Origin of the sequence: Flagellimonas aurea, assembly GCF_017313785.1 — a bacterium.
GTDB lineage: Bacteria > Bacteroidota > Bacteroidia > Flavobacteriales > Flavobacteriaceae > Flagellimonas > Flagellimonas aurea.
The window spans coordinates 1-8,504 of the sequence record NZ_JAFLNL010000023.1 but is presented as its reverse complement, the minus strand read 5'-3'; the positions used below and the strand labels follow the sequence as shown (position 1 = coordinate 8,504).

Genomic DNA, 8,504 nt, shown 5'->3' with positions numbered 1-8,504 from the left:
CTATAATTTACAAAGGGTACAACCGAGTGACAGGTAAGACTATGCTAATATAAGTATTCCAAACAAAAATTATGTTGCCTATTTTAACTTTTTCGATGTATGGCAAAAACAAATTTAATTGTTAGCTAACACCATCAAATAACCAAATAGTCAATACATGCTCTTTCCCTGTTTTGTCAACGATTAAAGCCATTTCAGCAGGAGTAACCTCTAAATTTCTAGTTTGACTACCCCCCATAATCATTAAACTTATTTCCGTGGGAGCAAATACAAAAAGTGATTCACTCAAAAACTTTTTATCCACTATTTGACCATCAGTCAAAGGCTCAGCATCAAGTGCTTGATTAGTATCGCCGTACTTTATTTGGTCAATATAATCAAATGAATAAGAGCCCAAATTATCTGTGTTAAAAACAATTTTTAAAGTTCTATCATCTAACGAAGTCAAAGCATTTTTTAAACTAATCTCATAGCCCGAAAATGTATCATAAATAGGGTTAGGAACATTATCAAATAGAATATCTACACCAGTTTCAAGAATTGGCAAATCCCGATATTGCAAGCCGATATCATTCCTAGGATTATGGAATGAACCATAATAAACCGTTTTCCCATCATTATAAAAGGGATCATCCTTTGATTTAATAATCGGGTTTATGCTTAAAACCTCATTCTCTGAATATAAAGCCCTAACAGCTTTACCAACTTCGCAACAACTAAAATCAATCATTATACTATCTTTTTCACTTTTTCATAGGTTCTATATCCCGACATACCAAGCATACCAAAGATGATGCTTAAAAGTTGCCCTAGTTCCAATGCGGGCAATGGTTCAAGACTCAAACCAATAACAGTTAAAAACCACATCGCCAAATCACGCAAAATAAAATGGTAGAGTAGGGCAGAACCACAGACCCAACCAATGAAAGGACGCCAACCACTAACAAAAATACTTTTGTGCCTGGCTTCAACTTTGTTCAATTCAATTTGTTGGAAATTGGCTTTTTCCAATTCTTTAATAAGTGCTAATTGAAATTCCTGTAGTTTCCTTTCCTTGCCCTTAAAAAGGCTCAGAAACTCAGAACTACCAACAAGCCCCCCAAAAATGCTAAGTATCTCTTTTATCATTTTTATCAAATAATTTTCTAATGTTCAAAACAATAGCGGTAACCAATAGAAGAATGGTTAACCCACTTTCCAAATTGCCCAAATAGCTTGCAACACCTACAAGGCTAAAAACATTGCATTCCCACAACTTAATCATCAACAAACTCTAAAGTATTTCCTGTTTTTAAATTATAGGCTTCCAAAGCGTTATAAGACCGAGCAAATGGAACGAACATTTTTAATGTCTTATTAAAACTCCTTTTCTTATAAATCTGGACCATTAACCTACTTTCCAAATATTCCATCTTGTACCACAAATCAAAAAGATGATTCTCATTAAAGAATGGCAAAGAGCAATATATAAACCACATACGAGCGTTTTTTACATCCTTGGAAGTATGTTGCTCAGTAAGCTTTTTAAACGTCAGCAATTCAATTAAGAACGCCAATATGTAAATGATACCGGAGATGAACGTAGGAACGAAAAGCCCCCACTTAATGAATAGGTAAAAACGGGTTTTTTTCCCTGATTTCTTCTTTTTGACTTTCATACAATGTTTTATTTAATACCTCTGTTAAATTTGAATCATCCCCACCAATTTCACTAAACTCATCAAATGTTGAGTTGTACGGAACAATGCCGAAAGCTGCCTGTACCTTATAGTAATCGGGTAGGCTCAACGGTAACAGATATTCAACTATTTTATCCTCATCCGTTTGCATGGCGTTAACCTCTGCATAAATACTTGAGGCAATCGCTTTGGCCTCATCCGAGGTCAAAGAAGACCCCAAGCCCCTAACTGTATTTGATATGTAGGCAAAAGATTTCCTTAGAATTGACCACAAGGCAACCACAAGAGCCAAGGCAAAGGCCACAAACACCAATATCAAAATGGGATTCGTTTTCCACATTAGTTTAGCCTTTTCTAACATCCGCAACCACAATTTTCAGTACCCTTTGAAACGAGTGCTTCTTTAATGGCGTCCAAGGAATTCACAACCTCCGAGTTATCCACAATAATATCTTTGTCCGAACTGCCAGAGCCACTATCAGTAGAACCGCCACCAGTACCACCCTTTCCAGTTTCTGAGCCAGTACCAGCCTTATTTGACGAACCGCCCTTTAAAAATCCAGCACCATTTTTCCAAAGGAGCCAAATGATCGCCACAACGGAAGCAACACCCAAAGCGATATATATTTGCTTAGCCTTTTTTGTTTTCTTTTTCATTTAAAAAAATATTTCGGGATTGATAAGTGAACCCTTTGCATACAATTCAAAATGAACATGATTGGTCATTGATGAACTATACTTTTTGGTTATATCATCCGCTTTGCACAAAACTTCTTTTTCATTGAACACAGAACCAACAGCAGGAAAATCCTTTACATACATAATCTTTGCTTTGTAATCGGAATACCCACCAGTACCTTGGATTTCTATTAACCTGTATTCATAATCCCCTGCATAGGGGTAACCATGCCTAACAACCTTACAAGGGAAAGGAGCGTAAATATTTTCGTTTGGTTCAACGGCAAAATCCAACCCTCTATGAGAGTGAGAACCACGGGAAGAACCAAAGGAGCCACAGCCCCAAGCATCACACCCACGAAATGCTTTTTTGTAATTCAATAATGTAAACCTCATAAACCTACTTAACATCAAAATTGACAATACAAGACAGCCAATTATTAAGCCGTCTTTTTTTCCAATATATCTGGCCATATAAACACAATCATCAAGGGAATAATGAGAATACCCATCAACACCCAAAAACCTAAATTATCCTTTTTCATTCTCCGTAGTTTCTATGTCCTTTTCCTTTTTAAGTGCCTTTTTTACAACCTCTTTGACCGTCTTTACTGGCTCAGTTTTAACCGTTTCTGAATTTCCCCAAATGTCCTGCAAATCGGCATCAAGACTTTTAAAAGCCCTAGCAATGGCCTGAGCAGAAAGAGCATATTTTTCTATACTCTTTCCATAACTCAGAACCTTTAAAACACCTTTCAACATTATCTAGAGAATTTCCCGAAGTAACCAGTTACTTTAACACCGCCAGAGGTTTGACCAGAACCGTTAGGAGTAATGACCATACCCAAATCAGATAGGACGATAACCCTTGTTTGTTTGTTCATGGAACATGGCACAATCATTTTTTGACCTGTATCACGATAAAATACCTCTGCTATCATAGTGATATAGGTTTTACCTGATGTTTTTGCCGTGTATTCCTGTGAATCCTTGTACGGTGCCACTTTGGCGGTAATCATTCCCTTGGAACGGGATTTGTTCCAAGCGTTTACAATCAAGAAACCCTTAAAATCCCCTTTGGATATAACGGAGTATTTTGCACCACTTCTTTTAGGTGCGGGCTGATTGTTTTGGTAGTTATTGCGGTTATTGTAACCCCTGTTACCACCATTATAATTGTTGTTCCTATAACCTCGATTGTTATAGTTATTTCCGTTGTTATAATTGTTGTTTCTGTATGCCATTATCTACTATTTTGAAAATTTCCTTACATAGATGATTGACGCAAGAACGCCCAGAACAGTTAGGGTTAAATGCCCAACCGTAAGACCCCAAAACAGAGGTTTCATAAAAAATTCCTTTACTTTTTCCATAGTTTTAAATTGTTATTTCTTGAAATATTTGATTATCAATTCGATTATTAGGAACAGACAGAGAGCAGCGAAGCCCAATAAGACCCAACCAATGATATTTATGCCGTCTAATGCATCACTACCCTTTGCCATTACCTAAATAGCTTTTTACCCTTTTTACGCTTTTTGCCATCGGGATTTTTGGCGAACGCAGCAAACAAAGCAGCCACAACCAAAGCAACACCGCCAAACAACTGCACAGACTTATTACCTGCCAAGTCCTTCACATCCTCAACAACATCAACCTTTAATTCAAGCTTGACTTTGGGAACAGTCTTTTTGTAAGGCTTTTTATTGTCCTCGGTACGGTACAAAGTGATTTCCCTAGTAGTAATCGTAGGAACCGCATTAATCTCTTTACAGACTTCTTTGATTGCGTTTACAATAGTTGTTGAGATATAATCATCAACACCTTTTTCAAGGGCAACAAGCCCCCTGAGCGTACAATCCTTAGCAGAATCATATCGCCAACCTATCCAACTTTCCAAAGTTTTACGGGAATCATAATCACTTGCAATATCTCCCCAAAAGTTTTGAAAGAAATTGTTTAGAGAATCCTCTAAATTATTTCGGGTAACGTCCAAGCTTTCCTTAAATTCCTGAGCAATCAGAGAACACCAATAACCCATTTCATTTTCAGCACGGCTAGGAGTCCAAGTTGAACCCCAACAATCCCAACCGTCAGAAAGTGCCTGACCGATGGTTTTTGCAATGGTCTTGGAAGAAATCAACCCACTAAATACCGATGTGATACTGGAAAGCTTTGAAACAGTCGCAAAGACAGTAGAAACACCACCGCCCGCAACATTCCCACCACTATTACCAGTACTTTGAATAGTTGAACCACCATTATATACTAAATTCATTTAAACACTCTTTTGATTAATGAAAACCCCCGCTATAAGATTAAATCTCACAAAACTCCTTATGGCAGGGGAATCCGATAAACGACCAAAATTTATTTTAAAAGCCTTGTTTGAGTAGCTTTATAATCCACGGTTAGGTAATTCAAATCCTCGCTTGCACCTGTATCATGGTGGATTGTGACGGCATCCAATTGGTCAATTGGATAACCAATGTTGTACACGCCATTGGAATAGGTTTGATTTCCAAGATTGTACATACTTGCTTCAAAACTTCTTTGATAAGCCCTCATTTGCTCAAATGAAACCTCAACTTTTCTTGCCTGTGTGGAACCGTCGGCAATCAAATCATTGACCAAGAAGGTCAGTTTTTCAGGGTTTGTATCGCCTGAGAACAATAGGAAGTCAACATTAAGGTAATTTTCAGTACGCTCAGAAACGGTACTTCGCACCTCTCCTTTTTTGATGACCATTGGCGTGCCAAGTTTGGCACTGTCCAAATTGAAAATATCAAAACTTGCACCGCCTAAGTTTGACAATGTTACTTTGTACTTGGTATCATCATCAAAAGGAAGAACACCATCAGCAGAGAATAAAACCAAAGGGTTTTCAGTCCATGCATCATTACCCATATCATAATTGCGTACATGGTCAAGACCCAAATAGCAATAAATGTCAAGTAACTCCTCAATCGTGATTTCTGGAATACGGTTGACATCATTGGCATTTGAAGTTACCAAGTCAACCTTGATTTTTGCCCCCGCAGGAATCTCCTCAAAAATAAGCCCCATACTTGGAGTATCGATTTCAAACGTAGACGTTTGAGCAGCTTGTACGCTGTGTAGTTTCATATTTGTATTGTTTTAATTCTTATAATCAATTACAACACAAACATATAGAGTAGGGGAGTACAGGATTTAATAACACTAAGAATCGCTATGTATCACTAAGAATCACTATATTTCGCTCATTATATGTAGCAGAATATGGACAATGATATAATAAAACATCTCGAAATAGTCGTAAATGGTAAATCCTATACAGGAAATGAAATATATAATTCCCCAGAAATTTTTGAAATTGCAAGACGAAACCAAATCCTCCTACCTGTAGGTGTATTTGAAAAAGTCAAAGCGGAAGGGGGTACAATGCGATTAATTATTGCCGATGACAAAACCGTTATAAGGGGCTTAAAAAATGTAAGTCAACAATTATATCAGGAATTTTTAAAAATATACCCCGATTAATTTCTGAATTAATTTATTTTTATTTTTTCAGGGATAAAATCACACTTAACATTTACCGTGATACCCATCAATTCTGCTACGTAGTCAATTGTGACACCATCCAAACGAGCAATATCAGATAGTATCAAATAATTTCTTTTTAACCCCAAATCTTGTAAATAGCTATCATAATAAGGCTTAATATTGGTAGGATGGATTCCCAAATAGTTAGCAAACATTTTCTTAGATACTTTCATTAGGCATATAATTTAAAATCCTGTTCGTATTGTTTCAAGTCTATAATCTTGATTTTTTCCCGTTCCCGAAATTCCTGTATGTATTGCGGTACTTTCATATTGTACCACTCCCATAAATCAAACGTATCGAGAATACCACGGACGGGGAGGAGGAAACGAATATCGTGACCCGATGAAAAGTAAGAGCGCAAAAGTCCCTTAATCATACGTTGTTGGCCTATAAAGGTTTCCTTGATAGTCCGTTTGAGTTTACCGATAACGCCCCCAATCATACCAAGGAACTTTTTGACCTTAGCGAAGTCAATAATATTATAATCCTTTTCCTTGTTAACCTCAGATTTTCCTGTGTTGTGCTTCAATTCAAAATGATTTTCACGAGCCTTTTGAAATAGATTGAAAAGAAAGTTTTTACTGAATAGCGTATCTAGGGAAACATTCTCCAGTTCCCGCATGAATTTGTTGCTTAACTGGTATTCAAAACGCCAAACAGTACCGTTTAAACCGAGGTTTTTCCAGTAATCCGCTATGTATGGTTTTAAATCTCCCTTTTGCATTTCAACGGACTTGTTATAAATCCTGCAAAATCGAGAAGTACCACGTTTTCCAACCTGTACACCATTAAGGATGGTTTTTCCTTTTTGGGTAGTGGTGTAGTAGTTCACATCTTTTTGCCTTCCCTTTATCAAGAATTTACCCTCAAAAATGCCTTGGAAAAGTTGTTGCATTTCGACTTGTTCCCGCATATAATCGAGAGCCACATCGATACGGTTCACGCCCTGATAGGTCAAACCCAGCATTTCAACTACGGTTTTTACCATTTCCTTTAACTCATTGCCATCCGTTGTATAATAAAGGTGGTTTTCGAGTTGCATTTGTACCAAGTTCTTTGGAACCACAGAGGAACGAGGTTTGAACACGATTGTTCCAAATTTTTCGCCATCATAGGTAAGGTTTGCCCGATGTTCGTAAACCTTGGTGCCGTATTCAGCCAATTCAATGGTAAGGCCGTCGATACTTTCCGTTAACGGGTTTCCTTCAAGGTTCAATATCAAAAAATCCATGTTCAGACCGTACCCGTCGAGTAAGTCCCCGTTATACCTATCGGGGACGTGAACGCCTGTTTTTACTGGTGCTAGCATATTCCGAAGTATGTTAAAAGGTTAAAAAAGAAGTAAAATGTAGAGCTGATGCACACGGTCATTAGAAATGACCAAGTGAAAGCGATTTTGAAATCGCTTTTGGTTTGTGGATTGGTTTTCCAGAATCTTAATCGTAATCTCATTAGAAAGTTGTTTTAGTGTTTGCTACGCAATCACACCGCTAAAGCGGATTCGCTACGCTATTGAACCGCGGGGATGAGTAGTAGAAAAAATTTTAATTATACTTTGTGGTCAGAAAGCCGTCTTTATCCCAATAGATATAGGCAACATGAGGTTTTATCGGGTATCCTTTTCCTTTGCCCAATCTCTTGTACAGGTAAATCTTTGCATAGTAGAAATTGGGGAGACGGGAGAGGGAACGAGCCAAGTCATCAACTTTACGCCTTGAAAGCCTAAACCAATCATAGCCAGTTCTACCAGTTTCCTTTGTGCCAAATGCTACAAATGCAATTCCCTGTTTAATCCTCATATTCAAAAGACATTTCCAATCCGTTCTAAATTCCTGTTATGGCTTTCCATAGCCTTGATTATTTCGGAATCCCCAAAAATCTCCTTATGGGTTTCCGTTAGGTTGGTATTGACCATCCTCAAATACTTGTTTTGATCGTAGGGCTTAAGGGATTGAAAGAATGAATCCTCTTTATTTTCGTAGTAAATACAGGAATGCATACAATGCTCAACCTCAACCCAATACGTACAAAAAATCCATTTCGTTTTGGACATGGTTTGCCCATGCATGCATTTTCTGCATGCTGCTCCAAGATTCTCCATAAATGTTTGTGGTCGTTACAGTATATCGTGCTTCAAAAGCTTCAAATACAAATCCCTGTGAGATTTAGCGTGTAACCAAATGCTATAGTTTACCGTAGTTGTACCGTAATTAGCTTCTTTGGATGGTACAAATGGCTGTACATGGATATAATTGTCCTTTTCGTAAAATGAAAAGTCAAGTACAACGGATTTCAAATAGCGTCCATGAACGTCAGTAAATGGATGTGACAGTACCAATCTGGTACCAAGTAGCTGTGTAGCGTAATAACGCCTAGCATTCCTTTGAAAAGTGTTTAGGTCGAGAGATGTATCCCTCATTTGATAGGCCGTCTTAAACGTTAAGAGTTCTTTGCGCTCATGCTTTTTAACGATTTTCTTTAAACGGCGTTGGCGTTTAACGCCAATTGTAGTAAATTGGTCACACATAACTATGAAATTTAAGTTGAACGCACTAGAAG

At 37.6% G+C, this 8,504-nt stretch carries 15 protein-coding genes; 1 reads left to right on the top strand and 14 read right to left on the bottom strand.

Annotated elements, in window-relative coordinates; translation table 11 throughout:
- Positions 1-121 precede the first annotated feature (121 nt).
- The 9 genes from J0656_RS19960 to J0656_RS19920 form a co-directional block, all read right to left on the bottom strand.
- Positions 122-730 (bottom strand): hypothetical protein, encoded by a 609-nt coding sequence (locus J0656_RS19960; RefSeq protein ID WP_163624581.1) that lies wholly within the window; start codon positions 728-730, stop codon positions 122-124.
- Complete coding sequence (locus tag J0656_RS19955; RefSeq protein ID WP_163624583.1) at positions 730-1,128, bottom strand: 3TM-type holin; 399 nt, start codon at positions 1,126-1,128, stop codon at positions 730-732. The genes J0656_RS19960 and J0656_RS19955 overlap by 1 nt, the downstream gene beginning before the upstream one ends.
- Before the next feature lie 474 nt (positions 1,129-1,602).
- Positions 1,603-2,019, bottom strand: coding sequence for a hypothetical protein (locus J0656_RS19950; RefSeq protein WP_163624585.1), 417 nt, complete (start codon positions 2,017-2,019; stop codon positions 1,603-1,605).
- Positions 2,020-2,033: 14 nt separating this feature from the next.
- A complete protein-coding gene (locus tag J0656_RS19945) occupies positions 2,034-2,336 on the bottom strand; it encodes a hypothetical protein (RefSeq protein WP_163624587.1) in 303 nt (100 codons plus the stop codon).
- Positions 2,337-2,831 (bottom strand): peptidoglycan DD-metalloendopeptidase family protein, encoded by a 495-nt coding sequence (locus J0656_RS19940; RefSeq protein ID WP_207037070.1) that lies wholly within the window; start codon positions 2,829-2,831, stop codon positions 2,337-2,339.
- Between the two features lie 57 nt (positions 2,832-2,888).
- Positions 2,889-3,119: a hypothetical protein gene (locus J0656_RS19935; RefSeq protein ID WP_163624591.1), complete on the bottom strand. Its 231-nt coding sequence runs from the start codon at positions 3,117-3,119 to the stop codon at positions 2,889-2,891.
- Positions 3,119-3,601 (bottom strand): hypothetical protein, encoded by a 483-nt coding sequence (locus J0656_RS19930; RefSeq protein ID WP_163624461.1) that lies wholly within the window; start codon positions 3,599-3,601, stop codon positions 3,119-3,121. The genes J0656_RS19935 and J0656_RS19930 overlap by 1 nt, the downstream gene beginning before the upstream one ends.
- A 260-nt stretch (positions 3,602-3,861) precedes the next feature.
- Positions 3,862-4,635, bottom strand: a complete 774-nt coding sequence (locus J0656_RS19925; RefSeq protein ID WP_163624592.1) for a hypothetical protein — start codon at positions 4,633-4,635, stop codon at positions 3,862-3,864.
- A gap of 92 nt (positions 4,636-4,727) precedes the next feature.
- On the bottom strand, positions 4,728-5,483 hold the full coding sequence (locus J0656_RS19920) for a hypothetical protein (RefSeq protein ID WP_163624594.1): 756 nt from the start codon (positions 5,481-5,483) through the stop codon (positions 4,728-4,730).
- Positions 5,484-5,618: 135 nt separating this feature from the next.
- Between J0656_RS19920 and J0656_RS19915 the strand changes: the two genes are divergently transcribed.
- Entirely contained in the window at positions 5,619-5,879 is a 261-nt protein-coding gene (locus J0656_RS19915) for a hypothetical protein (protein ID WP_163624595.1), read from the top strand.
- Between the two features lie 8 nt (positions 5,880-5,887).
- On the opposite strand, the gene J0656_RS19910 is transcribed toward J0656_RS19915, so the two are convergent.
- The 5 genes from J0656_RS19910 to J0656_RS19890 all read right to left on the bottom strand — a co-directional run.
- Positions 5,888-6,115: a hypothetical protein gene (locus tag J0656_RS19910; protein ID WP_163624597.1), complete on the bottom strand. Its 228-nt coding sequence runs from the start codon at positions 6,113-6,115 to the stop codon at positions 5,888-5,890.
- Positions 6,115-7,254, bottom strand: coding sequence for a replication initiation factor domain-containing protein (locus J0656_RS19905; protein WP_163624599.1), 1,140 nt, complete (start codon positions 7,252-7,254; stop codon positions 6,115-6,117). The genes J0656_RS19910 and J0656_RS19905 overlap by 1 nt, the downstream gene beginning before the upstream one ends.
- 235 nt (positions 7,255-7,489) lie before the next feature.
- The gene (locus tag J0656_RS19900; protein ID WP_163624600.1) at positions 7,490-7,744 is read right to left on the bottom strand and encodes a hypothetical protein; all 255 of its coding nucleotides are present in this window, start codon (positions 7,742-7,744) and stop codon (positions 7,490-7,492) included.
- Positions 7,745-7,746: 2 nt separating this feature from the next.
- Positions 7,747-7,998, bottom strand: coding sequence for a hypothetical protein (locus J0656_RS19895; protein ID WP_163624602.1), 252 nt, complete (start codon positions 7,996-7,998; stop codon positions 7,747-7,749).
- Positions 7,999-8,061: 63 nt separating this feature from the next.
- On the bottom strand, positions 8,062-8,504 hold a 443-nt coding region (locus J0656_RS19890), incomplete at its 5' end, for a hypothetical protein (RefSeq protein WP_207037067.1).

Bases quoted from the DNA above. Each gene is read 5' to 3' on its own strand.
- J0656_RS19960 (WP_163624581.1), bottom strand. From the start codon at position 730: ATGATTGATTTTAGTTGTTGCGAAGTTGGTAAAGCTGTTAGGGCTTTA.
- J0656_RS19955 (WP_163624583.1), bottom strand. From the start codon at position 1,128: ATGATAAAAGAGATACTTAGCATTTTTGGGGGGCTTGTTGGTAGTTCT.
- J0656_RS19950 (WP_163624585.1), bottom strand. From the start codon at position 2,019: ATGTGGAAAACGAATCCCATTTTGATATTGGTGTTTGTGGCCTTTGCC.
- J0656_RS19945 (WP_163624587.1), bottom strand. From the start codon at position 2,336: ATGAAAAAGAAAACAAAAAAGGCTAAGCAAATATATATCGCTTTGGGT.
- J0656_RS19940 (WP_207037070.1), bottom strand. From the start codon at position 2,831: ATGGCCAGATATATTGGAAAAAAAGACGGCTTAATAATTGGCTGTCTT.
- J0656_RS19935 (WP_163624591.1), bottom strand. From the start codon at position 3,119: ATGTTGAAAGGTGTTTTAAAGGTTCTGAGTTATGGAAAGAGTATAGAA.
- J0656_RS19930 (WP_163624461.1), bottom strand. From the start codon at position 3,601: ATGGCATACAGAAACAACAATTATAACAACGGAAATAACTATAACAAT.
- J0656_RS19925 (WP_163624592.1), bottom strand. From the start codon at position 4,635: ATGAATTTAGTATATAATGGTGGTTCAACTATTCAAAGTACTGGTAAT.
- J0656_RS19920 (WP_163624594.1), bottom strand. From the start codon at position 5,483: ATGAAACTACACAGCGTACAAGCTGCTCAAACGTCTACGTTTGAAATC.
- J0656_RS19915 (WP_163624595.1), top strand. From the start codon at position 5,619: ATGGACAATGATATAATAAAACATCTCGAAATAGTCGTAAATGGTAAA.
- J0656_RS19910 (WP_163624597.1), bottom strand. From the start codon at position 6,115: ATGAAAGTATCTAAGAAAATGTTTGCTAACTATTTGGGAATCCATCCT.
- J0656_RS19905 (WP_163624599.1), bottom strand. From the start codon at position 7,254: ATGCTAGCACCAGTAAAAACAGGCGTTCACGTCCCCGATAGGTATAAC.
- J0656_RS19900 (WP_163624600.1), bottom strand. From the start codon at position 7,744: ATGAGGATTAAACAGGGAATTGCATTTGTAGCATTTGGCACAAAGGAA.
- J0656_RS19895 (WP_163624602.1), bottom strand. From the start codon at position 7,998: ATGTCCAAAACGAAATGGATTTTTTGTACGTATTGGGTTGAGGTTGAG.